This is a genomic window from Methylophilus sp. Leaf416, from assembly GCF_001424665.1.
GTDB lineage: Bacteria > Pseudomonadota > Gammaproteobacteria > Burkholderiales > Methylophilaceae > Methylophilus.
In genome coordinates, this window is the sequence record NZ_LMQS01000002.1 from 74,292 (window position 1) to 100,395 (window position 26,104).

Genomic DNA, 26,104 nt, shown 5'->3' on the forward strand with positions numbered 1-26,104 from the left:
GTGTCATGAAATGTAACATGGCTTGAGGCCGCCCGCACACCTTTAAAGGCCTTGAAAACAAAACAGCCAGGCAATCAGTGCCCGGCTGCATGAGTCATACTGCAAATGTTATTGTGATTAGCTTATTTCTGACGGCGACGCATCGCGCTCACTGCTAACAGGCCCAGGCCCAGCATTGCTGCTGACGTTGGCTCTGGCACTGCGCTGATGCTGTAAAGCGAAGTGGTGTTAGAACCCTCGTTAGCAAACGCCAGGTAAGATTTACCGCCAAAAGTAAACGCGGTCAACCCTTCCGGTGCCAGATCACCCGTAGACACTATCATGTCGATAAAGCTGACTTTGGTTGGGTCAGTAATATCAAACAAAGCAATCGCACCAGTGGTGGTTCTTTCCAGGCCAACCGCAGCAATGGTGCGGCCATCTAATGTAAACAGCTCAACACCTTCTGGCTCTACGCCTTTGTCGCGGCTGCGGCCATCATCGTAAATGCCACGAGCTGCGGCTTCTTTATCAAGGATGTCGCCGCTGTCATACACCAGGGCACCGTTCGCATCTAGGATGCTAAATGAGCGTGTACCAGCCGCATATAAATCACCAGGCGAAGAATCGGTATTCAACACGCGGATATTAGCCAGCTCGCCGGTCGCACCTAATGAACTGGCAGCTGAACGGTCACCGTCATCTTCACGGAAATCACCTTCATTCGCAGTCACCAGGTAAGTCTTGCCACCTGCAGAATAAGCCTCAATGCCATCTGGCATAGGCAAGCCTTTGACATTTGCATTGATAAAACTGATGCTGCCGTTGTTCAACGGATCAATAGTATTACCGGGCTGGCGGAAGTCTTTAGCACCCAGGCCAACCACATTGGTAAAGGTGTTGGTTTTCAGATCCAGGATACCAATCGCATTGGCCTCCTGCAATGTCACATAAGCCTTGCTGCCATCCGGGCTTACCGCGATATATTCCGGCTCAAAATCCATGCCGGTGTTAGTGCGGATATGTGATCCTGAAGTCGGCACGCCATTGAATGTCGCTGTCGCAGCCACTGCGCGTGAAGCCACGTCAATCACGGTTACGCTACCCACAGGGTCGTTCGCTGCGGCACCGTAATTACGTGGCACGGTATTACCGATACGTGAACCATATTTATCCGGTGTGCCTTCATTCGCCACCAGGATTTTCGAACCGTCATGCGTAAATGTCAGCATGTCTGGCAACGCGCCGACAGTAAAGCTGTTGGTGCCTGCTGCCAGACTTCTGCTTGAAGTGTCATACAGTTGAACGATACCGGCGTTGGTACGGGTATTATTTTCAATCGCAAATGCGGCCAGGCCATTTTTGATACTGACGCTGTTGATACTGCCGAAAGCGCTGGTATCAATACGTTGCACTAGGCTACCTGTGCTGGCGTTCAATACATCCACACCTTTCACACCTGCTACCCAGATGGTGTTGGTAATAGCATCATAGGCTGGAATTTCAGCCAGATAGCCGCTACCACTATGGACAAAGGACCATTCCTTGCTGATTTGATAAGTTGTCGCGGCCTGCGCAGCACTCATGGTGCTTAACGCTAATGCCAGCATTAAAGTGATTTTTTTCATTTTGGTATCCTCTCTCAAAGACCTTAGAGGATACGTAGCGAATATGACAAATCCTTTAAACTCACATGTCAAACAGAAGTCAACGGACTATATAAAACCGCTAACAACGATAATTCATCAGCCTAAAAACAATAGACTTGTGAGCGCACACTCTCACATCACAGCCGGGCATAAGCATAATTCTGCGGATACACCACTTTTTCGCGGGCATCGGTCCAGATAATGTCGCAGTTCTCATCGTCGAAATGCACCATGCGTCCATTTCGGTCCACACAATACTCACCGCAGACGATACGCTCTTCCACTTTGTAATCCTGGGCGATACGCGTGTAATCAAACAGGATAGAACGGATCACCGTACTGTCGCGCTGGATATGGCATCCGTTGCTGATCCAGGTCGGGCCGATAATGCGTGCGTTCTTGTCCACCCTTGAACCGGAACCGATATATACCGGCCCTTCAATATGCGTATGTTCCCAATCAATATGCACATTCAACCCGACCCACACACCCGGTTTGATTTGCTTGCCGGGAATCGGCATCGAAGGAAAAAAACCCTGCATCATCTGTTGCATCACTAGCCAGTAATCCGCCACCACGCCAATATCTATCCAGTTAAAGGGATGCTGGATTGCATAAAAAGGCAGCCCGCGCTGGACCAGCAACGGGAACAAATCCGAACCAATATCAAACTCACTGCCGGAAGGAATCAGGTCCAGCACTTGCGGTTCAAAAATATAGATACCGGTGCTCGCCCAGTTAGAACGCGCCTCCAGCTGGCTGGGTTTTTCCTGGAAAGAAATAATGCGCCCTTCCTGATTGGTCACTACCACGCCATAACCGGAAACCTTATCCATAGGCACCTGCATGGTCACCAGGCTCGCCATCGCACCCTTCTCTTTATGCTCCCTTACTGCCCGCGTGATATCCAGGTCAATCACCGCATCCCCGCACAACACAATCGTCGTTTCATCAAAAAAACCACTGAAATCCTGGATCTTGCGCATACCTCCCGCAGACCCAACCGCATGAGGCACCACCTGCCCATCAATAATATCGCCCTCAAACGAGTAGCCGATATTCACGCCGAACCTATGGCCGTCCTCAAAATAATCCTGGATTTTTTTGTGCAGGTAACTGACGTTGATCATAATATCCGCAACCCCATGCAGAGCGAGATGCTCAATCAGGTAAGCCATCACTGGCTTGCCCAAAACCGGAATCATAGGCTTGGGCAATTCATAAGTAAGTGGGCGAACACGCGTGCCCTTTCCCGCTGCCAAAATCATCGCTTTCATAATGCACTGTCCTTAAATAACTTTAACGTTTCAACGGACAAGCATAGTCAGGCACTATGACAAGATTATTTCAGGCTACTTATGCCAGCACAGTATTAGAAAAAGGCGGCTAGCGCGCCAAGACAAGGAGACTTATTTGCTATAATGGCAGGATTGCGCCCGTAGCTCAGCTGGATAGAGTATTGGTTTCCGAAGCCAAGGGTCGTGAGTTCGAATCTCGCCGGGCGCACCAGTTATCAATAGTGATACAAAACCTCCTCACTCTGCACCTCTACAAAGCTACAAAAGATTCGTGAATCTTTCCAAACTCTGCTACTTAGATGGTAATAGGTTTGGTAGAAATTAACCTTACCGGCTCTTACCGATAGCTTTAAGCCAAATCTAAAAACATCGATGTATTAAAATACTTCTGATTTATTTGAACATCATCTTCTGTCATGCAAACCCTCAACCTGCGTCAGTTGACTCAACATTTTAGCCAGCACGGACGACTGGATGCCATTTACCTGCGTCCGGACCGTGATCAGCCTTGTTTGCAACAAGATCAAGTACAAGCGATTGCTAAACTTGGATTGCAGGGAGATCGCATAAGTTTGCGCCAGTCATCGACTCCGAATGGTAGTAAGCGACAAGTGACATTGCTGCAGGCAGAGCATTTACCCGTGATAGCCGCCCTCACTGGTCATTCACAGGTTGATCCGGCTTTGCTCAGGCGCAATCTGGTTGTTTCCGGCATCAATCTGCTGGCGACAAAATCGCTATTCAAAGATCAGCCGTTGCATTTATTGATAGGTGATGTAGTACTGGAGGTAAGTGGCCCTTGTGAGCCATGCTCAAAAATGGAACAAGTGCTTGGAAAAGGTGGCTACAACGCCATGCGCGGCCATGGCGGGATAACGGCACGGATCATACGAGGTGGTCTGTTACGTATTGGAGATTCGGTAAAGATAGTTGTAGGGACTGACATTGAGAAACCTCAGCAATCCTCCCTACCCCTGTTTGGCAATGACTAGCAGCAAACGTTTTAAAACTGTGTAATCCAATTTGAATCTTCTCACTGTGGGTTGAATGTATATCCAAAACTTATTTTCCCGTTAACAACAAGTAATGTTCCCCTGAGGATGCGCCTATTGCATCACTGATCCTTTCTCAATGATGTCAGGTTACTTCTAAATTCAACTCATAGCCGGTAAGCCTCATCCTACAATTAAATGAGATAAATGCTGATGTATTGAATATTACATGCAGCGTTAAATACCACTGCGATAATCAATTTATCGTACCAAAAAAAGAAGTTCACTTCTTTATCCATCGCTAATATCAGTTTTGGATAATTCGCGACGACAGTGAAAAACTCAAAGGTGGTTCATCTACACAAGAATTAACTTCCTTAGAGTTGCTTGATAAAAACTTATGGAGAAGTAATATGAATTTAGAGATCGTAGCTATTCACAACCACGGAAATCTAAGGGATGAATTTGTTGAGCTTAAAGCCAAAACAGCATGCCAACTCCAAAATTATATGGTTGCAGATGCGGACTATGACACTTCATTCTCAAATAAGCTATGCCAGGTGTATTGGTTCTATCCTAAAGAGGTCAAGGAAGGAGATATTATTCACTTGCATACTGAAAAAGGGGATGACATTTCCACACCGAACGTGTTTGGGAGCACGACGCATATCATCCATTGGGGTTTGGAGGAAGTGGTTTGGAATACTGGAGATGTAGGTGTTTTGTTCGAGTTGAACAATTGGAGCCCCAAGAAAACTGGATAACTAAACTCTGAAACATCGATTTATTGATGCATTTAGAAAAATATTGATAGAAAAGACTCGAATGCTGTTAGTTGAGTCTTTTTTACGTTATGTTTAGTCAATCATCTCTTCCGCATGCAAAAGGGGAACAAAAATGCGTAGTATCGGTAATTTTCTCTGGTTTATTTTTGGTGGTTTTTTCATGGGCCTGGCCTGGTGGTTTTTTGGCATTTTGGCCTTCTTAACAATCATCGGTATTCCTTGGGGTAAGGCGTGCTTCGTGATTGGTCAATTTACTTTCTTGCCATTTGGTCGAGAAGCGTTGAGTCGGAGAGAGTTAAATCACAAGGATGACATTGGCACAGGTACACTTGGATTTGTAGGAAACGTCATTTGGTTTATCTTCGCTGGTGCATGGCTGGCGATTGGTCATGTTGCTTCTGCGCTTGCCTGCTTCATCACAATTATCGGTATCCCTTTTGGTATTCAACACCTCAAACTTGCAGTGCTTGCACTGGCCCCTATTGGTAAAACCATAGTGACTAAATAGTTTGCCTTAACGAAGAAAAACAATAATGTTCAGCCAATTAAAAAAAATAGTGTCATCGATTCAACTTAGTGATGTTCATGCCTGGCTGGGCAGATTCATTATCTGGTCGGCCGCTGCTGCCACAGGTCTTGTGATCGTTCTTTTTGCAAAGGCTACCGAGAAAGCAATCTCATTTTTTGAGGGGATTCAATCCGAGATTTGGTGGGTACCTATTTTGATGATGCCTGTGGTAGGCATTTTCATTATATGGGTTACCAGGACCTGGTTTAAAGGAGCTTCCGGTAGTGGCATCCCGCAAACGATGGCGGCTTTAAATCATGATGAACACCAGCCTATCAGTCATTTGATATCCATAAAGATAGCCATTGCTAAATTCTTCCTTGTCACATTGGGGCTTGCCGCGGGGTTTTCGGCAGGGAGAGAGGGGCCATCTGTGCAGGTCGGCGCAAGTATCATGCACAGCTTTCGAAGATTCTTGCCGGCAAGCTTCACCATAGACCCTAAACACCTGATACTTGCTGGCGGTGCAGCGGGCATTTCAGCCGCTTTTAATACGCCATTGGCAGGGATTGTTTTTGCCATTGAAGAGTTAAGCCGTAAATTCGAACAAAAAACCAATGGCGTCATGATTACAGCGATTGTGCTAGCCGGGCTGGTTTCTATATCTATTCAAGGTAATTACACTTACTTTGGTCATCTGAATGTGGGCATCATCAATAAGGATATTTTGCTGCCGGTACTGATCTGCGGTCTGGTTTGTGGGGTAACCGGCGGTATTTTCAGTAAGGTTCTGATCGAATTTTCAGATAATCTGCCCGGTAAAGTCACGACCTTTCGCACGAACCACCCCTATTACTGGACAGGGTTTTGCGCTTTGTTGGTGGCAGGGCTTGGCATTGTGAGTCACGGTGCGGCGAATGGCTCAGGATATTCGCTGACTAAAGCGATGCTGCATGGCTCAATCGATGAGACTTGGTACTATCCAGTGGTCAAGTACCTAGCCACTATTTTCACGTATTTAAGTGGCATTCCCGGAGGGATCTTTGCGCCAGCGCTTTCGATTGGGGCAGGCATAGGCTACGACCTTGCGAGTATCTTTCATTATGATGGAATGGTGATTGCGATGACCGCTTTATGTATGGCTGGCTTTCTGGCTGGTGTTACACAGGCACCCATTACCTCATTTATTATCGTGATGGAAATGATAGACGGGCACGAGATGGTCATCAGCCTGATGGCGGTTTCACTGATCGCCACCGCGACTTCGCGTGTATATAGTCGCCCGCTATATGCAGTGCTTTCTACCAAGTTTGCAAAAGGTGTGCAAACTTAGCGAAAGCTTAACTACGCTTGTAAGCGCCTGTCACTGTAATGAAGGACTTAGTGCACCTTCAGGAAGTCGCATTTTCAGCTCAGCATTTTTAGACAGATTCAACGTCATGGTTGGGAAAGCAAAGCTGACGTTCATGGATTCCAGTTCGCGCATCAGGTATAAATTGATTGCTTGTTGTATATCCATATATATGTTGTAACTGCTATCCAGCACGTAATAAACCACTTCAAAATCCAGTGAGCTAAGCCCAAATCCCTTAAAGTGGGCGCGGTCGAATCTGGTTTGGGATTGTGATGTGATTGCTTGCTTAACGATCTCCGGGATTTGTTCAACCACATCTGCTTTGGTCCCGTATGTAACGCGAAACTCAAAAACCACTCGTCTTTCTGCCATGCGTTTGTAGTTATGAATGGTATTTTTAAGTAACTCAGTATTGCCACAGACAATCTGTTCGCCACTCAGGCTACGAATATGCGTGGTCTTTAAACCAACGCGCTCTACCGTGCCGAGCACATCACCAAAAATAATAAAATCGCCGATCACAAACGGTTTATCCAAGCCGATCGCTAGCGATGCAAATAAATCACTGAGTATATTCTGCACGGCTAAGGCAACTGCCACCCCGCCCACGCCCAGACTGGCGACAAAAGCGGTGATATTCACGCCCATGTTTGCCAGAATACTTAGCAACGCAATTGACCATACAACCGTTTTGAAAATCCAGGAAAGCATCGTGGTCAGCACTGCATTTTCCGCTGAGCCATCGGTGGCGACCACTTTAGCTTTAGCCCATAGGCTGATTCCTTTGCTAAACCATATCGCTACCTGAATACCAATTACAAAGAAAGACAGATAATCCAGGCGAGTCACCCACTTGGCGTTCAACTCCAGGAAGTGCATGGCAAACAGCAATGAAAATAATGCAAACGTTAATTGATTGGTACTGCGCATTACCTCGATAACCAAATCACCCAGTTTTGTCGGGTTTGTTAAAGTAAATTTAGAGATTTTCTTAATGGTAAATTTCCGGATCAGCAGCAATCCCACATAGGTGATTGCGAAAATCAGCAAGGTATAAAGCCACTCATTGATGGTGAAACTTAGAAATTTATATTGAAGCCAGCTATTCATTTCTTTCCTTATATGAAAGGTTAATGATTAGTCAGGATGTTTATTTGAACTTACAGAAGAAGCAAACGAGGTTTTGAGAATTTCACAAACAGAAAAACTAACCATTACCCAACACAGAGAAAATAGGATAAAAATGAGGTTTGATAGTTCAATAAAAAATTCAGCGTTGTTGATAATAAATACGATGGCTATGGATGGCGGTTAAACACAATACCAGCCAGGCAATGGCTTCCAGAAATGCTGCCAGTACATCACTTAGATAATGCGCGCCTAGATACAGTCGGCTAAACGCAACCAGTACAATCATCGCAGAAGCGATCAGCAGAATAACTGCGGCTCCACTCCGCGAATGCGTTTTTGTAATCAGCAGTGCAGCCAATACGCCATAAAAAACCGTACTGGCAACGACATGCCCGCTGGGGAAACTGTAGGTAGTCAGCGTGATAAGTGGATTTTCAAATGATGGGCGCGCCCGGTGAAAAATTTGCTTGGCAAGCAGATTGAGCAGCATGCCTCCTTGCACAATTAACAAAATCGACAAAGCTGCATACCAACGTTTTTTCCAGGCGAGCGTTAACGTTATTAAAGCGGCGACAGGGCTAATCACCCAAGGATCATGCAAGTTGGTAATGATAAGCAGGCATTGAGTTAACAGTGGAGAGCCATGCTCATGCAACCATTGGGCAATTTCGATATCGACGACTGTCAACGTACCACCGCTGACAACATTGTTGGCAATAAAGCCAAATAGTGACCCTGTGAGCATCACCATTATGCCGCCGAGCGTTATATGGATGCGCAGTGATTGAGGGCGATCCATCACTCGACAACCCCAAACCACCAGCATAATAACGAGAGCGACGGACAGGATACTGCCAAGTAATATCCACGACATGGTCAGCGTTTAACCCTAGTTTGCATATCCCTAAGAAAGCTTCAATAGCTTGTTTTCTGCAATGATAAACCGGGAGGATGCTGCATCAAAATCCATCCGCTCCACTATGCAAGAACGTAGTGCTGAGTCATAGCGGATAAGATTCACTGAATTTGGCTTTTTTTCGCGTACCCGCTTCGATACGGCAGTACCCGCGGACACTATCCAGAGTGGGCGTGTGACATCCTGAAACTTTTCTTGCAGATTGCGGATGTAGGCTAGATGAATATGCCCACTTAAAATCAGGTCTGCCCCCGCCGCTGCCCAGGCCGCTATCGCCTTTTTGTGCCCATGCAGCAAATTCTCTTTATCGCTTTCGCGCTCAACGTATACCGGCTGGTGCACAACGATGATACGTAACTGATTTGGTGATGCGCTCTGCAATTTTTGAGAGACACTTTCAATTTGTTGCCTGGAAACTTCACCATCCGCGTGACGCCAGGGCCGAGTGGTATTCACACCAATCACCTGTACATCCTGATTGGAAAATTGCGGCGCAAGCTCCCGACCAAATACGCGTCGGTAATTGCCATAGGGATTAAAAATACGCGCAAAAATATTAAACAGTGGAATGTCGTGATTGCCAGGAATCACCAGCTTAACCGACGCAGCCAATTGATCCAGAAAGCTGCGGGCGCTATCAAATTGTGCGGCACGTGCACGCTGTGTGACATCTCCGGACAGGATGGCGATATCAGGGCGTATTTCTTGCGCTAGCTGCAATAAAGCAGCCATTACTGGTGGTTGCTCGGTTCCAAAATGGGTGTCGGAAAGATGGAGGATCACACTCATACTTCGTTTCCTGACGATATATGGGCAACCAGTCGCAAGGGCTTGGGCCCGACTCGGAATGTCAAAGGCGGCTGCATGCGTGAAACTTCACCATCCATCGCCACCTTTACAGAACGCTTGTGGCGGCGCAATAAGGGTTCAACCACCAGCTGACGACAGGCAAAGTGGGTGACATTCTGCGATTTGCTTAGCACGCCTAGCATACCGTGAAATGCCACCGCCACCCGTTCAGTTGCTGTCATAGGCGGGAGTGCAATAATGGCAAGTTGTCCATTTTGGACCTGTTCAGATTCGAGCTGCAGGCCGATAGCCTCCAGCTGTATCGCGTTGTTGCCTACAAAGATTGTTGAAGCAGGCAGGACTTCCTCCCCGTTTTGCTGTTGCCCGCCGCTATGCTCAATGCGTAGCAGCATTTTGATATCACGCTTTAACAAGGTAAGAAAAGCCGCCACTTTGGCGACCGCGCGGTTACGGCCATGCTGCTGTTTAAACTCCTCCCGGTCTGCAAGTAGTTGCGGATAGAGCCCCAGGCTGGCATTCACCAGAAAAACCTCATCATTGAGTAGCCCCACCTGTATTTGCCGCTCACTACCAATACGCATGCCATCAATCAACGCTTTAGCGGCTAACGCCACATCCTGCGGTATGCCATTGTCACGCGCAAAGTAATTGAAGGTGCCTAGTGGCACTATGCCAAACGGCAATCCGGCAGCCAGCACCTTCTGTGCGACAAAACGTATGGTGCCATCCCCGCCCGCTGCGGCGACCACCCCATGACGATGACATGCCTGTTCCAATGCCTTGTTGGTCATTTCTGGCAGGTCTGAGCCGCGCTGGCATAAAAACAGCTCATAGGGCTGCTCAGCCTCGTGAAATATTTTTGCCAATTCATTGGCGACCGTCGCTGCATCTTTTGCGCCGGAACCGGCGTTTAAGACGATAAATAGTGGAGGAAAATGATTGGATGGATTCTCTGCAGAATGCAGCGGTGGTTGCGGGAGTGAATTGTTCATATGTTTAATACATAAAGATGTTCATGAAGTTTCACACCTTTTGCAGATTTAATCCATACAAAAAATAATTGTGTTAATCATTAACGAAATAATTAATCATCTGAACATAAAATCTTTTAGGAAAATGCATGTATGCAATCTCGGCTTGAAGCGGCAGATCGTGGGCAAAAAAATCTCTCGCATCCTTAATCAAGCTAAGGATCACGAGAGGCAGAGGAATCTAACTGGAAATTACTTACACTTGCGCTGAGCTGCCACGCAAGGCAAGTGCGACATTCAAAGCTGTCAGCACGTTTTCAACATCTAAAATGTTATCGCCGATGACTGCCTGGATATTGCCAGCCAAAGTATGGATCACCACTGCATATTGTGGGGTGGCAAGCAGCCACATGACCGCACCATAGACCAATGAAAAGGTGCCGATCAAAGGTAAGTTACCATTACCAAAGAGCATTAGCAGACCGCCAATCAGGCAAACTTTAGCCATACGCAAGTTTGGGCTAAGCTTCTTCGATTCGACCGTTGTGACATGTTTGATGGGGATCGGTTTACCGTTAACAATAAACCGGCTGTTACTAACACTTATGCCGTGATGACTGAAGTAAATGGACTCTTCCATAAATTTACCTCTATCGTAGTGATAAAATGTGTTAACATTATATTACTATAAATATACAATAAATAACAATATATTTTAGTCCTTTAGTCTTAGTCAATGTGGGCCATTGTTGTAACACAATGCCCCTCATAGAATTCTCAGTGTCACCACTAACAACAATAAAGAAAAATATGTTTCAGAAATTGATTTTTATTACAGGCTTGCTCGCTACAGCAGCAGCTAATGCCGCTTCATCTACTAACTCTCCAGTGCCTGAACCAGAAAGCATTAGCCTGATGCTGTTTGGCGTGGGACTGATTGGTGTGATTGTGTTTCGTCAGAAATAGACGAGTGTTTGAATAGTAGTTGCCAGTATCGCTTTAACCTTGCCTGGTACGCTACCTGTGCCTCTTACTGAGAGCAATGACGGATTCCGAAATACAGTATTTCCAGAGCTCAACGCTGATACGCCACCAGCGAGCTATCAAAACTCCGTTTTTGCTGCACAGTTTATAAGTGAACCTCAAGATTCACTTATAAACTGAATTACCTTAATACGCACCTGCAGTTTGCAGAGAGAACCTTCCTGGTTTCTTGATATGATTTGTGGACGTTACTTTCGGTTTTAAAAATGAATCAATTGCCGCAGCCAGGCGCGCAGGTTCATCGTACGGTAACCCATGCCCGACATCAGGAATCAGCTTGTATTGCAAATCCGGGTTTAGGGCATGCAATTCGCGCGCTGTCTCGGCAGACACAATACCTTCGCTGCCAAGCACCAATAACGTCGGTACATAAATATTGCGGATCAGTTCGTCAAATTCGGGGTTAGGCGGAATCAGCACATCAAATGCGTTCTCGCTGGTCCGTAACCTTGCCTGCACAATGTATTCGATGACCTCGGATGAGCGATAGCGGTACCTGGCTTTGGCTTCCCTGAATAACTCCTCTTTGGTCGACTTCAGCATCTGCCGGTGTTGCTCAACCATATCACTCTCGTACACGCGGTTTTGAAATTCAGGGCTGACAAACGTAGGGTCGGCCAGGATAATGCCGCTGACAGCGAAACCCAACCGGCTGGCAACCATTGCCGCCGTCATGCCGCCCATCGAGTGACCAAGCAGGTAGGGTGATTTAATATCCAGCGTCCTTATCAGCTCGATCACATCATTGGCATGGTCTTGATAGGTGTAGCCATGCTGTGGCGCACTAGAATAACCATGGCCGCGTGCATCAGGCATGATGATGTCGAAGTGCTCTTCCAGCTCACGCGCCAATTGCGACCAGCACGCACCACTGCCGGTCAAGCCATGCAGCGCGATTAGTGTAGGCTTGTCTGCGCCACCCGTTCTTAAATAGTGAATATTGATGCCGTTTGCGCGGCACATCGTATCCATCCAGTTTGCAGAAATAATGTTTTTGCGTGTCATGATTAAAACTTCCTGAAAGAACCGGTCACCACACCCCAGATTGCAAATTGCATTTTGCCCTGGATGAGGATAGGTTCATATTTACCTGAAGAGTTGGCCGGCAATAACTTGGGGTCGCCGTTCTTTTGTTTGGCTAAGGTTTTGATGGTGAATTCGCCATCAATCATCGCCAGCACGATATCGCCTATCGATGCCTGTTTTCTTTTATTCACAATCGCTTTATCACCGGGCAACAACCCGGCCTCAATCATGGATTCGCCCTGGATAGTGACAAAAAAAGTATTGGCCGGGTCCTGGATCAAATAGCCATTCGGGTCCATGCGCGACTCTTCATCGCTATCAGCCGGAGATGGCAAACCGGCGGGCACTTTGGACTGGTAGAGCGGCAAACTTAAACTATCCAGCGTTTCGGCTAACTGTGCAAATTCACCCACACTATCCAGATTGCCTTCCATCTGGCGCAGCCGTTGCTTCTTGGCATACGCCTCCAGAAAGCTGGCAATGACCGGCTTTTGACTGTCTGGCACACGGATAACGCTGGTGGCTTCCATGTAAGTACCGGTGCCATGCTTGCGGCCTGAACCAGGTCTTTTGCCACCATTTTTCTTGTCTTCTTCACTCATGGATTTTATTGTAACAATAATCAGTTTTTATTGTAACAATAATCAGATTAATTTTATGTAAATAGTTGAAGTGTGATGGTGCGGATAAATCGCAGTTCTTTTTAACTGGTCGCTAGCACCTTTATTTCAGGCGCTAGCGACAGAATGGCACTGATCAGAAATTGAAAATCGTGTAACCGTCGCTGGATAGCTGTGCGATGCTGGTCAAGCCGGACGTACCCGGCACACTGTTATCCGTTACCAGATCGAAACCATGTTTTTCTGCCTCGTCCCTGGCACCAAACACATCCGCGCAGCCACATGAAACACCTGCGACCACATCAGACACTGCAGAATACAGTTGATATAAAGGATGACCTACTTTGTTCAGGTGGCTGACCCAGCGTGTGCCGGTGCCCTGAAAATAAACTGCAACGTCTATGTTTTTCTGCTTGAAATCATAGGCGGCTGCCAGGCCATTGAAGGCGCGTCCCAACGCTTCTTCACCGCCGTGGGTGGGATCGGAAAAAATGATGATGGCTGCTTTCATGTTGCTCTCCTTTGTTCGGGTGATGTCTTGATTGACAGCCCGAATGTTAGAGATTGAAGGCAGTGGGAAAAACTATTTACGGTGAAATGGATTGTTTCGCCAGGCGCAATATCGTCAAGGATTCAATTTTCGGTTGGCACGCAAGTTTTCGACAATGTAGTCGATGAAGCTGCGTACTTTGGATGAGCCTAGTTTATCTTCCCGGTGCACCACATGCACAGGCCAGGGCTCTTCTTCATAGTCTTCGAGGATCACATGTACGGCGTTTGTTTCAATCTCGTTCCACACCTGGTATGAAAGCAGACGCGCAATACCCAAGTCGCCCATGGCAGCCGCGAGTGCCGCATCATTGCTGGTAACGGTCAGGCGCGGATCCATACGTACCTGTAACGGCTCATGACCGGCTTTAAAATGCCATTCGGTATGCGGTGATACGGCGCTGGATGAAATAATGGAATGTTTAGTCAAATCAGCGGGCTGCCTGGGCGTGCCGGATTTCTCCAGATATGAGGGCGATGCACAGAGTACCCGCCGGACCTCCCCCACTTTGATCGCACGCAGCCCGGAGTCAGGCAAATGCCCGATACGGATCGCGACATCCATGCCTTCATCCACCAGGTTGGTAACGCGGTCTACCAGGTTTGCCACCATATTGACCTGCGGATAACGTTGCATGTAATCGATCAGGCAAGGCATGACAAACAGGCGCCCGAACATCACCGGCGCGGTGATTGAAAGCGTGCCACGCGGTGTGGCATTACTTTCAGCGACCGCTTCATTCGCCTCGGCAATGCTGACCAGGATAGCCCGCACATTTTCGTAATACTGACGGCCGGCATCGGTGAAGCGCACATTCCGTGTGGTTCTTTGCAATAGCCTGGCGCCCAGTTGCTCTTCGAGCGCCACCACCGCACGCGTGACTGCCGCCGGGGAAATATCCAGCTTGCGTGAAGCAGCCGCAAAGCCGCCCTCTTCAGCGACGCTGGCAAACACGCGCATTAAATGAAACTGGTCGATAGTATTTCTCCCATTATTACGTTTCTCTTATACATTCATTAAAGACATGGTCACCTGCAATATTTCTGTGGGCGAAATAATGTATTGCGGCTAGCCCTGATTCTCTCCTTCGCATTATTTACTAAAATTCGTCCATCAGTAAACAAGCAGAGGAGAAGATCATGACTGAATCATTCGCTTCAACATTGGTATCCCCCAGTGACGTCGTATTCACAGCAGCAGTGAAAGCCAGACAGGAAGAAATGGGGTCGAGATCGGGCTATGCAAAATTCGAAAGCACCCGCGGTTGGGAATCCCGCGTGACACCAGTACTGGCCGACTTTATTGCAGCGCAGACCAGTATGTACATTGCCACGGCCAATGCCGAGGGACAACCTTATATGCAGCATCGCGGCGGTCCGCTAGGTTTCCTGCATGTGCTGGATGAGCAAACGCTGGCCTTTGCCGATTATGCGGGTAACAAGCAATACATTACGGCAGGCAATCTGGATGAAAACCCAAAGGCGCAGCTTTTCCTGATGGATTACGCCAATACACAACGCGTCAAAATCTGGGGCGAGGCAAAGATTGTGACCGGCGATCAGGCGTTAATCGCACGCGTTTCTTCACCCGATTATCCGGCCAAGGTTGAGCGCGTGATTGTCTTTACCATCAAGGCCTGGGATGCGAACTGCCACAAGCACATCCCAAAGCTGCTGAAGGTAGAAGATGTGATTCCGGCAATCCAGGAACGTGACCAGAGGATTGCTTTGCTGGAAGCGCGACTGAAAGAGTTAGAGAGAAAACTCTCCAATGTATGAAGGGTGATCCTCGATAGGTATTCTTAAAATATTCATTTCGCCTCTTGGCGAGTTACTTTTCTTTGCTTGCACAAAGAATAAGTAACCAAAAGAAATGCACCCTAGCTTCCGCTTGTTTCCTGCGTTGCTCATCAGCGTGGGCGTCCAGCGAAACTCGCCCTGACAAGCCACACACGACGTGGCTTGTTGCGGAACTCGAACAGACGCTGACCGACATCTCCCACGCTGACTGCGCTACTCGGCGCGTCAGATAGGGGCCCATAAACCACAGCACGATTAAATAGCCGTGGAACATAAAAGGCAGTGGGCGCTCAGTCACTTTAAGTCGATCGCCAACCTAATAATCTATTTGTTGTTTTATCCCTCAATACTGAGATTTTTGCTGTTTGCATTTTTTATTCCGCATGCAGAATGAAATTGTATTAGTGCTGTCATATCCCCATATTTAATCATCCAGATAAGTGTTGGATTTAACCTTATGGAACTAGTGGTAGCCCGTCCCGAAGGGTTGTATTGCCCACCTGGCGACTTTTACATTGACCCCTGGCGGCAGGTAGAACGTGCCGTCATCACGCACGGGCATGGCGACCACGCGCGCACTGGTCACTCGCATTACCTGGCTGCGGCCGCTGGTGAAGGTATTCTGCGCAAACGCCTGGGTGAAGATATTAATCTGCTGACGCTGGAATATGGCGAAGTCATCAATCACCATGGTGTGAAGCTGAGCCTGCATCCCGCAGGACATGTGCTGGGTTCTGCCCAGGTGAGGCTGGAATACAAAGGTGAAGTATGGGTAGCTTCAGGCGATTACAAAGTAGAGCCCGACGGCACCTGCGCGCCGTTTGAAAGCGTACGCTGCCATACCTTTATTACCGAATCCACCTTTGGCCTGCCGATTTACAAATGGCAGCCGCAGGGCGAGATTTTTGCTGACATCAACCAGTGGTGGCAAAGCAATGCGGATAACAATCGTGCCAGCGTGCTGTTTTGCTATTCTTTCGGTAAAGCGCAACGGTTGCTGTCCGGGCTAAACCCGCACATTGGGCCGATCCTGGTCCATGGCGCGGTCGAACCCTTGAATAAAGTCTATCGGGAAGCGGGCGTCAACCTACCAGCCACCCAATATGTCAGCGAAATGCAGGATAAATCTCAGATAGGCAAAAGCATAGTGCTGGCTCCGCCCTCAGCGCAGGGTACACATTGGATCAAACGTTTTGGTGATTATTCGGATGCGTTTGCAAGTGGCTGGATGCAGTTACGCGGCACTCGCCGACGTCGTGGTGTGGACCGCGGTTTTATTATGTCTGACCATGCAGACTGGCCTGGTTTGCAAACTGCCATTCAAGCCACTGGTGCCGAACGCGTGTTTGTCACGCACGGGCAAGTACACCCCATGGTGCGCTGGTTATGCGAGCAAGGTCTGGATGCGCAAGGCTTTGTCACCGAGTACGGCGAAGAAGCAGCTGAAGCAGAAACAGACCTGTCACCTGAATCTTCAGAAAGCAGCCAAATGACAGAGACTGCTTTGCCACCCGAAGCCGGGCTGCCACCTGAGACTGAGGGCAGCGAGCAAATGAACATAGCAAAGGCGACCGTTTGAAAGCGTTTGCCGATTTATATAGCAGGCTGGATGCCACCACCAGCAGCAATGCCAAACTGGCTGCGTTGCGTGATTATTTCCTGCTAGCCTCTCCCGCCGACGCCGCCTGGGCCGTCTATTTCCTGGCTGGTGGCCGTCCGCGCCAACTGGTCCCAACCAAACTTTTACGTGAACTGACACTGACTGTAGCCAGCCTGCCAGAATGGCTATTTGAGGAAAGCTACCACTCGGTGGGCGACCTGGCGGAAACCATGGCGTTGCTGTTACCAGAATCCGCGCATACGTCAGAAGAAGGTTTGGCCACGTGGATAGAAAACAAACTACTCCCGCTGCGCGGCCTGGCGCCAGACGTGTTGACCCTGCAATTGACACCGTTATTGCAGCAACTGGATCAGCGCAGCAAGCTGGTCTGCATCAAACTGATTACCGGCAGTTTCCGCGTTGGTGTTTCGAAACTGCTGGTCACGCGTGCCCTGTCTGCGGTGGCTGAAATAGATGCCAAGCGTATCGCCCAACGTCTGGTTGGCTATACCGACCTTTCGGCACGTCCGACTGCCGAGCATTATTTAAGACTGATTGCGCCGCTGAATGAAGAGGGTGACGAGCGTAGCGAAGGCCAGCCTTACCCATTTTTCCTCGCCCATCCTTTACAGTTGCCGACTGACGAGTTTGAAACTGCGATTGGTAGCCCGCAAGACTGGCTAGTGGAGTGGAAATGGGATGGCATACGCGCGCAGCTGGTCAAACGCGACGGCCAGCTATGGGTATGGTCGCGCGGTGAGGAACTGGTGACTGACCGTTTCCCCGAATTGAATGTGCTGGCGGAAGCCCTGCCGGATGGTACGGTAATTGATGGCGAGTTGGTGGTCTGGAAACATGCGCCTGCGCCTGATGTTGAAGTTGACCCGGAGAAGATAAAAGATCAAATCGCCGACCAGCCTGCGCCCCAAAGGACACAAGGACAGGTTCAACCGTTTGCCTTACTACAACAACGCATAGGCCGTAAAACGTTAACCGCTAAAATCCTGGAAAACCTGCCGGTGGTGATCCTGGCTTATGACCTGCTCGAATGGCAGGGTGAGGACTGGCGCGAACAACCGCAGTCTGCCCGCCGCGCACAGCTGGAAAAGGTTGTTCTGACCTGCGACCGGCCACAATTGCAGCTATCGCCTTTAGTCACAGGCAATAGCTGGCAAGACCTCGATCGCCAGCGCGAAGCCTCGCGCAGCCTGGGTGTGGAAGGCTTTATGCTCAAGCGCAAAGATGCGCAATACGGCATAGGCAGAACCAAGGATGTCGGCGTGTGGTGGAAGTGGAAGATAGAGCCTTACACCGCAGATGCGGTGCTTATCTACGCGCAGACCGGCCATGGCCGCCGCGCCAGCCTGTATACCGATTACACATTTGCGGTGTGGGACAGTGCCCAGGGTAATCCGGACCGGAAACTGGTGCCATTTGCCAAAGCGTATTCCGGCCTCACCGATGCCGAAATGCGGGAAGTGGATGCGATTATCCGTAAAACCACGGTTGAAAAATTTGGCCCCGTGCGCAGCGTAAAACCGACCCTGGTATTCGAGCTAGGCTTTGAAGGTATTTCTTTAAGCGGACGCCATAAAAGCGGCATCGCCGTGCGCTTCCCGCGCATGCTGCGCTGGCGACAGGATAAGCCGGTGGCAGAAGCCGATACCTTACAGACTTTGCAGGCATTGTTGCCGCAGGTTTCACGCCCTGAACCTAAAGAAGAAGCGGCTCTGCCATGACCATGGAAGCCTCTACAGAATTGACTCTCCATGATAAGCCTACTGAAAAGCCAAAACGTAGCGCTTTTCAGTTAAGCCGGCAATGGTTTGCTACACATCAGTGGCAGCCGTTCCCTTTCCAGCAGCAAGTATGGCAGGCAGTCGCTCAAGATCAATCCGGCATGCTGCATGCTACCACCGGCGCCGGTAAAACCTATGCAGTATGGATGGCGGCGATTGAGCGTTTTGCTCTCACAAAACCGAAGGCATCCGCTAAACATTTAAATACGGCTGCTGAGAAACCTGCCAAACGAAAAGTAGTGATGCAGCCGCTGAGCGTATTATGGATCACGCCCATGCGTGCGCTGGCCGCTGATACCGAGCGTGCATTAATGACGCCAGTGAATGAATTAAACCTTGATTGGAGCATCGGTTTACGCACTGGCGACACCAACAGTGCCGAGCGTTCAAGGCAATCAAAACGCCTGCCGACCGCGCTGATCACCACACCGGAAAGCCTGACCCTGTTACTGACGCGTCCGGATGCCGCCGACACTTTTGCCAGCCTGAAAATGGTAGTCGTGGATGAGTGGCACGAACTGATCGGCAACAAACGTGGTGTGCAGTTGCAACTGGCCCTGGCGCGCCTGCGACGCTGGCAGCCAGCATTAATCACTTGGGGATTATCGGCAACATTGGGGAATTTGCAACATGCCATGGATGTCCTGATTCCCGGCGTATCCGATAGAAGCACCTCTGGTCCAGACGCATCCAATACAGAACAATCCAAACCGCTGCTGGTGCAAGGCAAGCTGGCGAAACACCTGGTGATAGATACTTTATTGCCGCCCGGCATTGAACGTTTCCCCTGGGCCGGTCATTTGGGTTTACGCATGCTGCCGCAAGTAGTGGAGCAGATTGAATCCAGCCCGAATAGCCTGATTTTTACCAACACCCGCTCGCAATGCGAAATCTGGTACCAGGCTTTGCTGGAAGCGCGTCCGGACTGGGCGGGTTTGATTGCACTGCACCACGGCTCACTGGACAGGAATGTACGTGAATGGGTAGAAAACGGCCTTAAAGAAGGCACGCTAAAAGCCGTGGTCTGTACCTCCAGCCTGGATCTGGGCGTGGACTTTCTGCCGGTGGAGCGCGTATTGCAGATAGGCTCGCCCAAAGGCGTCGCACGTCTGATGCAACGTGCAGGCCGCTCTGGCCATGCGCCCGGCCGCGCTTCGCGCCTGACCGTAGTGCCTACGCATAGCCTGGAGCTGATCGAATCGGTGGCCGCCCAGGATGCGATTGCGGCACGTAATGTGGAGCCGCGTGAGTCCCCGCAAAAACCTTTAGACGTATTGGTGCAACACCTGGTGACGATAGCGCTGGGTGGTGGTTTTACTGCAGATGACTTGCTGGCAGAAGTGCGCAGCTGTTACGCCTACCGCCATTTAACCGATGAAGAATGGCGCTGGGCGCTGGCGTTTGTGCAACACGGTGGCGAGTCGCTGACTGCCTACCCGGATTATCGCCGCGCAATTCCAGACGAAAACGGCGTCTGGCATGTGCCGGATGCAATTCTGGCCCGACGGCACCGCATGAGCATAGGCACCATCGTCAGTGACTCCAGCATGGTGGTAAAATTCTGGAGTAAAGGCGCGTCTGGCAAGAGCTTGGGATCGGTGGAAGAAAACTTTATCGCGCGGCTCAAACCCGGTGACCACTTCCTGTTTGGGGGACGCCTGCTGGAACTGGTACGCGTGCATGAAATGACTGCTTTTGTGAGCAAAGCTACAGGCAAAAAAGCCGCTGTGCCGCGCTGGAATGGCGGGCGCTTGCCGCTTTCTACCGAGCTTGCCAATGCGATGGTAGCGCGTATGGATGCGGCTGCGCACGGCCATTTCGATGGCCCGGAAATGCAGTTGATCAAACCTTTACTACAAGTGCAGAGCAACTGGTCCGCATTGCCGACCAACCTGAATTTGCTAGCCGAATCCATGCACTCGCGTGAAGGCTGGCATTTGTTTCTATACCCTTACGCCGGGCGCAGCGTCCACGTCGGGCTAGCCAGTTTACTGGCCTGGAGGGCCGGCAAGCATCAGCCGAATACGTTTTCCATTGCGGTGAATGATTATGGCCTCGAACTGCTTTCCGCGACAGCGGTGGATTGGGATGCGTTATTAACAAAAGATATTTTTTCAACCGACAATCTGCTCCAGGACGTGATTGGCAGCCTGAATGCGGGCGAACTGGCACAAAGACGTTTCCGCGAAATCGCGCGTATTTCCGGACTGGTGTTTGCCGGTTTTCCCGGTGCGCATAAAAGCGCCAGGCAGGTACAGGCTTCATCCAGTCTGTTTTTTGATGTATTCCGCAAATACGATCCCAAGAACTTATTGCTGACGCAAGCGCAGGAAGAAGTGCTGCAACAGGAATTGGAGATAGCGCGCCTGTCTGCCACCCTGCAACATCTGCAAAGCAAACAAATACAATTAATGCATATCAAAAGACCGACGCCGTTTGCGTTTCCTTTACTGGTAGAACGTTTCCGTGAAAGCAGCAGCTCGGAAAAACTGGCTGAACGTATTTCACGTATGGTGGCCGACCTGGAAAAAGCCGCTGGCGCTGGCGCTTACATCCCGGAAGAGAGCGTGGACGCGCAGGCAAAATTCAACGTGCAGGAGAAAGTGTATAAGAAACGCGAACGCGTGCGCAAAACCGGTTTACCCATGGAACCAGATACTGAAAATGCAACGAATCCCAAACGACGCCGCACTGGAATTATCCCGCCTAAAGCGCGACATGGTTTTTGAGGAAGTTTATGTAATCAATGAAAAATGAATTACCTTTAAACATTCGTTCTCACACCGTGCTTTTGCTAGCCGACAAAGCCATCTACTGGCCGCAGCAGAAAGCGCTGTTGATCGCAGATGCGCACTTCGGCAAGGCCGCGGCATACCGTGCCTTGGGTCAACCTGTGCCGCAAGGCACCACTAGCCAGAACCTTCAACGACTGAACGCACTGCTATCTGCTTACCCGACCGAGCAACTGATTTTCCTGGGAGATTTCCTGCATGCGCCCAAGTCGCATGCACCGGCCACTTTGGCCGCGTTAAGACACTGGCGTACGCAACATCAATCGATGAAATGTATCCTGGTACGCGGCAATCACGATAAAAATGCCGGTGACCCACCAGCGGATTTGAATATTGAAACAGTGGGTGAGCCTTACCTGATGGGCGATTTTGCATTGCAACATATTCCCGCACCCCACCCTACACATCATGTGATTGCCGGCCATATCCACCCTACTTTCCGTTTGCTGGGCAAGGGTCGGCAGCGCCTGATTTTGCCGTGCTTTCACCACCAGGAAGGCATGACCTTGCTGCCCTCTTTTGGTGACTTTACCGGCGGGTTTGTGATGGAGAATAAAGCAGGTGACTTTATTTGCGTGACAGATGGTGAATGTATCTGGTCAGTTCCGCACAATCAGCAGCGAATAAATAACGAAGCGTTCAATATCTAACGATGAAGCAAGCCAGAGGAAAAGTAAGAGGAGATGATCGGCCGAGCTTAAATAAGCACCTATACAAGCTGATTAGTGTGCTGAGTCGCTACTTTATTCAACTCTTGCAGGGAAATTCTTCTCGCAAGCAAGGCTTTTGTTGTGATGTTTGCGAGGCCAGTCAACACCTGTTTCTGCATATCATTCAGTGCATTTGGTTTAGTATCAATCACACACACAGTCCCAATCTTTTCCCCTAGAGGCAGGGCAATCGGCGCACCAGCATAAAAAACAATATTAGGATGGCCTGTTACCAGTGGATTATCCAGAAAACGGCTATCTTTGGTTGCATCCTTGATCTCCATCAAGCTATTTTCACGGATGGTATGCGCACAAAACGCCAGTTCACGGCTAGTTTCCCTCACACCCTCTAAACCAACCTGTGCCTTAAACCATTGTCGCTCACTATCTACCAGGCTAATCAGGGCGATTGGCATCCCGCAAACCTGGGAAGCTAGCAATGCAATGGCATCAAAAACAGCCTCGTAAGGGGAGTCTAAGATAAGCAGTTTACGTAAGGCTGAAATACGATCAGGTTCGCTAAACTGCTCTTCATAGTGACTGACCATAACAACCTTTATTATCGAATTATAAACATCAGAGTGTACTATTGTTTACCACAGTTTCATACAAATAATGGATGTGAAAACTACACAAACGAGAGTATTTAGTTATTTTTTATGGCGAACAAACCACCAGGAAAGACAGGAAAATATTCATTAATATCAATGTATTGCAAAAATACCCCATATTCCATTGCTAAAGACAAGCATCTTTCCATGAGTAAAAATTTGAATATTTCTTGCTGTAACTATTCTTGCGATAAATATTAGGGTTATTTTTATAAACGGGCTTATTCATGATCAAGATTTTGTTAGCACTTTTCTACAAGTCAATATTGAAACCAAACTGTAACCCATTACCTTTTCCTCGCCAAAAGCCAGGTTTCAAAAACAGCCTGCGGCAAGGGTTTTGAATAGAAATATCCCTGGATAAAATCGCAGCCCATGCTGTTTAACAGTTCCAATTGCGCTTCAGTTTCTACACCCTCTGCAATGACTTTTAATCCTAATTTATGCGCCATCATGATGATGGCTTCAACCAGGGGGAAATCAGTAGATTCAGCGGCTATATTAGTAATGAATGTACGGTCAATTTTCAGGTAATCGACATCAATGCGCTTGATATAAGCCAGCGAAGAATAACCGGTGCCAAAGTCATCAATTGCAACTTCTATCCCCGCTTCGCGGAAACGCATCAGTTGTTTGGCTGTTTTCTGGGAGGCATCCAGCAACACGCCCTCGGTAATTTCTACGCACAGGCAGTTATTGGTATTGGCCGCTGAAGCAAGCAGGGTGAACCATCTGTCGAAATAAGTAGTGTTTTTGAATTGCGTCGGTGATAGGTTGACGCTGATCTGGAAATCCGGGTGAAACTGGGTACGCCATTTCAGCGCCTGCGCCAAACTTTCTATGAGTACCCAGCTGCCTATTTCATGGATCAGCCCAGTCTCTTCCGCCAGAGGGATAAACTCTGCCGGGCTGACCATGCCCATGGTACTGTGCTGCCAGCGGATAAGAGCTTCGGCTTTTGTCACATTGCCGGTTTTAAGATCGACCACCGGTTGATAATAAATTTCGAATTCGTTATTCAGCAATGCGCTGCGTAACTCACGCTTTTGCTCAGAGCGACGGGTTGCCACATATTGCATTTCCCGGGTGTAAAAAGAATACTGGTTGCGACCCAGCTTTTTGGCTTCGTACATTGCCTGGTCGGCATTTTTAATCAGGCTGGAGGCATCGGCTGCATCGTCGGGGTAGACAGTGACACCGATACTGGCCGAGATATAAGTGGCGTGCGTATCGACCATAATCGGCGCCTGCAACAACTCAAGAATAGAGGTGGCGACCTTGATCGCGGTTTGGTATTCGTGCACATCGACCAGAGTTACCGTGAATTCGTCGCCACCCAACCGCGAAGTGCAATCCGTCACGCGGATCACTTGGTTAAGCCGCCGCGCGACTTCAATCAGTAACTGGTCGCCGCCTTGATGGCCCATGGCATCGTTTACTTCCTTGAAACCATCCAGATCCAGGTACAGCAAGATGACTTTGGTGCCCAGGCGATTGGCACGGAACACCTCTTGTTGCAGGCGTTCCTGGAATAAACGGCGGTTTGGCAAATGGGTTAGCGCATCGTAATTCGCTTCATACCAGATGCGCTCTTCATGTTTCTTTTTCTCCGTAATATCCGAAAACAGTACCACGCGCCTGAACGGCCGCCCTTTGTCATCGTTAGTGGTGTTGACAGTTACCCAGTTGATATATTCTTCACCGGTTTTTTTAATGCCGCATATTTCTCCACGCCATGAACCGTTATCGTGCAGGTCTTTGCGGATGGCCTCATAAAAATCCCGGTCATGCCTGGGCGAGCCAAACGTGACAGGATGGTGACCGATGACTTCAGATGAGTCATAGCCGGATATCTTGGTGAAAGCCGGATTGGTCGCAATGATGATGCCATTAATATCCAGCACCAGCATGGCTTCACTGGTATTTTTAAAGATAGAATCTGACAGCCGTAACTCTTCTGCAGTACGATGACGCTCGATAGCGATACGGGCCAGGTTGGAAAGATATTCCAGTTGCTCAATATCCGCCGCCAAAGGCGTTTTCGGCGCTTTGTGATAAATCGCGAAAGTGCCCGCCACATCGTTGTTGTCCACAATTATCGGCACCGACCAGCAAGAGGCCAGCCCATACGTGGCAGCAAGTTCTTTGTAACCCTCCCAGCGCGGATCGGTCTGTATATTTTCGACATACACCGGCCTTCCTTCAAATGCAGCAGTGCCACACGAACCTATATCAGGACCAACCTGTAAATTCTCTATCGCTGCGGAATAGCCTGGCGGCAAGCTGGGAGCGACATAATTTTTCAGGAGTTGCTTATTCTTATCCAGCAAATGGATAGAGCAAAAACGTTCAGGATTTTCTTCTTCTACCCCGCGCACAAGATACGCAAGTATGCTTTTCAAAGGGGCATTGTGCGCCACCAGATCCAGCACATGATTTTTGATATGCTCGCGCGTTTCGGCACGCTTACGATCAAAGATAGGCCGCACTACCGCACAGTTATACTCCTGCCCTTGATACTCAATATAGTTGGAGTTGATTTCAACCGGTAAGAATTGACCATCTTTTTTTCGATGTTGCGTTTCAAATGTCCGCGAACCCAGCGCTTTTAGCCGCTCTAAATGTGCAGCCCAAACCTCAGGTGTGTAACTCAAATCGATATCAAAAATTTTGAGTTTATAAATTTCTTCTTTGGTATAACCAAGCGCTGTATACGCCGCCTCGTTTACATAAATAATGTCGCCTGCGCTATTGATACAGGTAATCCAGTCTTGAATTTTACTCAATGCAAACCGCGAAAATAAAGCAAAGTCCAGAAAGTCTCCATGGTCGGCAACTGGCATGGCAAATCCTCCCAAAGTGCAAAATCTGCTGGCTACAGATCTTTATATATGAGCAACATTTACTCAGCCATAACGACTAGACAATATTTATTCCAATATAGTTGTGTGAAGTTAAACCTGCAATGCCAAGGCTAAGCTGCTGGGCAGCTGAGTAAAAGTGAGGTTTGTCCAATTAAAACTAAAAAGCTTTTAACATTTGCGGCAAGGCGATCTATTTGAATGCCTTAGCGTTGGCTGTCTTTAAGAGATATCCCAATACGATTTTCTAGCGGGATCAAGGCAGCGAATAATATTAAAAATACTTTGTCATCCTGATT

General features: G+C 48.9%; 23 protein-coding genes and 1 tRNA gene. 11 read left to right on the forward strand and 13 right to left on the reverse strand.

All coding sequences use genetic code 11. The features are described 5' to 3' along the window. Positions 1 to 122: 122 nt before the first annotated feature. Complete coding sequence (locus ASG34_RS05205) at positions 123 to 1,607, reverse strand: choice-of-anchor I family protein (protein WP_055827618.1); 1,485 nt, start codon at positions 1,605 to 1,607, stop codon at positions 123 to 125. A 158-nt stretch (positions 1,608 to 1,765) separates the two neighbouring features. After that, positions 1,766 to 2,905: a sugar phosphate nucleotidyltransferase gene (locus tag ASG34_RS05210; RefSeq protein ID WP_055827620.1), complete on the reverse strand. Its 1,140-nt coding sequence runs from the start codon at positions 2,903 to 2,905 to the stop codon at positions 1,766 to 1,768. 155 nt (positions 2,906 to 3,060) lie between these two features. Between ASG34_RS05210 and ASG34_RS05215 the strand changes: the two genes are divergently transcribed. The 5 genes from ASG34_RS05215 (at position 3,061) to ASG34_RS05235 (ending at position 6,544) form a co-directional block, all read left to right on the forward strand. Beyond that, positions 3,061 to 3,137 (forward strand) — tRNA-Arg (locus tag ASG34_RS05215). Positions 3,138 to 3,342: 205 nt separating this feature from the next. Beyond that, the gene (locus ASG34_RS05220; RefSeq protein ID WP_055827624.1) at positions 3,343 to 3,918 is read left to right on the forward strand and encodes an MOSC domain-containing protein; all 576 of its coding nucleotides are present in this window, start codon (positions 3,343 to 3,345) and stop codon (positions 3,916 to 3,918) included. A gap of 413 nt (positions 3,919 to 4,331) precedes the next feature. After that, positions 4,332 to 4,682 carry a hypothetical protein gene (locus tag ASG34_RS05225; RefSeq protein ID WP_055827627.1) on the forward strand — a complete coding sequence of 117 codons (351 nt, stop codon included), beginning with the start codon at positions 4,332 to 4,334 and terminating at the stop codon, positions 4,680 to 4,682. A gap of 133 nt (positions 4,683 to 4,815) precedes the next feature. After that, positions 4,816 to 5,211 carry a YccF domain-containing protein gene (locus ASG34_RS05230; protein WP_055827630.1) on the forward strand — a complete coding sequence of 132 codons (396 nt, stop codon included), beginning with the start codon at positions 4,816 to 4,818 and terminating at the stop codon, positions 5,209 to 5,211. A 25-nt stretch (positions 5,212 to 5,236) separates the two neighbouring features. Beyond that, the gene (locus ASG34_RS05235; RefSeq protein ID WP_055827632.1) at positions 5,237 to 6,544 is read left to right on the forward strand and encodes a chloride channel protein; all 1,308 of its coding nucleotides are present in this window, start codon (positions 5,237 to 5,239) and stop codon (positions 6,542 to 6,544) included. A 30-nt stretch (positions 6,545 to 6,574) separates the two neighbouring features. On the opposite strand, the gene ASG34_RS05240 is transcribed toward ASG34_RS05235, so the two are convergent. The 5 genes from ASG34_RS05240 to ASG34_RS05260 form a co-directional block, all read right to left on the reverse strand. Beyond that, positions 6,575 to 7,675, reverse strand: coding sequence for a mechanosensitive ion channel family protein (locus tag ASG34_RS05240; protein ID WP_082488043.1), 1,101 nt, complete (start codon positions 7,673 to 7,675; stop codon positions 6,575 to 6,577). A 160-nt stretch (positions 7,676 to 7,835) separates the two neighbouring features. Beyond that, entirely contained in the window at positions 7,836 to 8,570 is a 735-nt protein-coding gene (locus ASG34_RS05245) for a phosphatase PAP2 family protein (RefSeq protein WP_082504812.1), read from the reverse strand. A gap of 30 nt (positions 8,571 to 8,600) precedes the next feature. Further along, on the reverse strand, positions 8,601 to 9,401 hold the full coding sequence (locus ASG34_RS05250; protein WP_055827637.1) for a metallophosphoesterase family protein: 801 nt from the start codon (positions 9,399 to 9,401) through the stop codon (positions 8,601 to 8,603). Then, entirely contained in the window at positions 9,398 to 10,414 is a 1,017-nt protein-coding gene (locus ASG34_RS05255; protein ID WP_055827640.1) for a diacylglycerol/lipid kinase family protein, read from the reverse strand. Before ASG34_RS05255 ends, ASG34_RS05250 begins: the two co-directional genes overlap by 4 nt. Positions 10,415 to 10,649: 235 nt before the next feature. Next, positions 10,650 to 11,033 carry a DUF6232 family protein gene (locus tag ASG34_RS05260; RefSeq protein WP_055827643.1) on the reverse strand — a complete coding sequence of 128 codons (384 nt, stop codon included), beginning with the start codon at positions 11,031 to 11,033 and terminating at the stop codon, positions 10,650 to 10,652. A 170-nt stretch (positions 11,034 to 11,203) separates the two neighbouring features. Between ASG34_RS05260 and ASG34_RS13810 the strand changes: the two genes are divergently transcribed. After that, positions 11,204 to 11,359: a PEP-CTERM sorting domain-containing protein gene (locus tag ASG34_RS13810; RefSeq protein ID WP_082504813.1), complete on the forward strand. Its 156-nt coding sequence runs from the start codon at positions 11,204 to 11,206 to the stop codon at positions 11,357 to 11,359. Positions 11,360 to 11,563: 204 nt separating this feature from the next. On the opposite strand, the gene ASG34_RS05265 is transcribed toward ASG34_RS13810, so the two are convergent. From ASG34_RS05265 to ASG34_RS05280, 4 genes are all read right to left on the reverse strand, one after another. After that, complete coding sequence (locus ASG34_RS05265) at positions 11,564 to 12,442, reverse strand: alpha/beta fold hydrolase (protein WP_055827644.1); 879 nt, start codon at positions 12,440 to 12,442, stop codon at positions 11,564 to 11,566. 2 nt (positions 12,443 to 12,444) lie between these two features. Continuing rightward, on the reverse strand, positions 12,445 to 13,065 hold the full coding sequence (locus tag ASG34_RS05270) for a LexA family protein (protein WP_055827647.1): 621 nt from the start codon (positions 13,063 to 13,065) through the stop codon (positions 12,445 to 12,447). Positions 13,066 to 13,219: 154 nt separating this feature from the next. Then, the gene (locus tag ASG34_RS05275; protein ID WP_055827650.1) at positions 13,220 to 13,594 is read right to left on the reverse strand and encodes a DsrE family protein; all 375 of its coding nucleotides are present in this window, start codon (positions 13,592 to 13,594) and stop codon (positions 13,220 to 13,222) included. Positions 13,595 to 13,708: 114 nt separating this feature from the next. Then, positions 13,709 to 14,593, reverse strand: a complete 885-nt coding sequence (locus ASG34_RS05280; protein WP_055827652.1) for a LysR family transcriptional regulator — start codon at positions 14,591 to 14,593, stop codon at positions 13,709 to 13,711. Positions 14,594 to 14,772: 179 nt separating this feature from the next. Here ASG34_RS05280 and ASG34_RS05285 point away from each other — a divergent pair, with 179 nt between their 5' ends. The 5 genes from ASG34_RS05285 (at position 14,773) to pdeM (ending at position 22,273) form a co-directional block, all read left to right on the forward strand. Continuing rightward, positions 14,773 to 15,411 carry a pyridoxamine 5'-phosphate oxidase family protein gene (locus tag ASG34_RS05285; RefSeq protein ID WP_055827657.1) on the forward strand — a complete coding sequence of 213 codons (639 nt, stop codon included), beginning with the start codon at positions 14,773 to 14,775 and terminating at the stop codon, positions 15,409 to 15,411. Positions 15,412 to 15,889: 478 nt separating this feature from the next. Next, positions 15,890 to 17,011, forward strand: coding sequence for a ligase-associated DNA damage response exonuclease (locus ASG34_RS05290; RefSeq protein ID WP_055827660.1), 1,122 nt, complete (start codon positions 15,890 to 15,892; stop codon positions 17,009 to 17,011). Continuing rightward, the gene (locus tag ASG34_RS05295) at positions 17,008 to 18,771 is read left to right on the forward strand and encodes an ATP-dependent DNA ligase (protein ID WP_055827663.1); all 1,764 of its coding nucleotides are present in this window, start codon (positions 17,008 to 17,010) and stop codon (positions 18,769 to 18,771) included. The genes ASG34_RS05290 and ASG34_RS05295 overlap by 4 nt, the downstream gene beginning before the upstream one ends. Next, on the forward strand, positions 18,768 to 21,560 hold the full coding sequence (locus tag ASG34_RS05300; RefSeq protein ID WP_082504814.1) for a ligase-associated DNA damage response DEXH box helicase: 2,793 nt from the start codon (positions 18,768 to 18,770) through the stop codon (positions 21,558 to 21,560). The genes ASG34_RS05295 and ASG34_RS05300 overlap by 4 nt, the downstream gene beginning before the upstream one ends. Positions 21,561 to 21,577: 17 nt before the next feature. Continuing rightward, positions 21,578 to 22,273, forward strand: a complete 696-nt coding sequence (gene pdeM / locus ASG34_RS05305; RefSeq protein WP_055827665.1) for a ligase-associated DNA damage response endonuclease PdeM — start codon at positions 21,578 to 21,580, stop codon at positions 22,271 to 22,273. 59 nt (positions 22,274 to 22,332) lie between these two features. Here the strand turns inward: pdeM and ASG34_RS05310 are convergent, their stop codons facing one another. Beyond that, a complete protein-coding gene (locus ASG34_RS05310; protein WP_055827668.1) occupies positions 22,333 to 22,881 on the reverse strand; it encodes a GAF domain-containing protein in 549 nt (182 codons plus the stop codon). Positions 22,882 to 23,231: 350 nt separating this feature from the next. Next, positions 23,232 to 25,787 carry a bifunctional diguanylate cyclase/phosphodiesterase gene (locus tag ASG34_RS05315; RefSeq protein ID WP_055827672.1) on the reverse strand — a complete coding sequence of 852 codons (2,556 nt, stop codon included), beginning with the start codon at positions 25,785 to 25,787 and terminating at the stop codon, positions 23,232 to 23,234. Positions 25,788 to 26,104 lie beyond the last annotated feature (317 nt).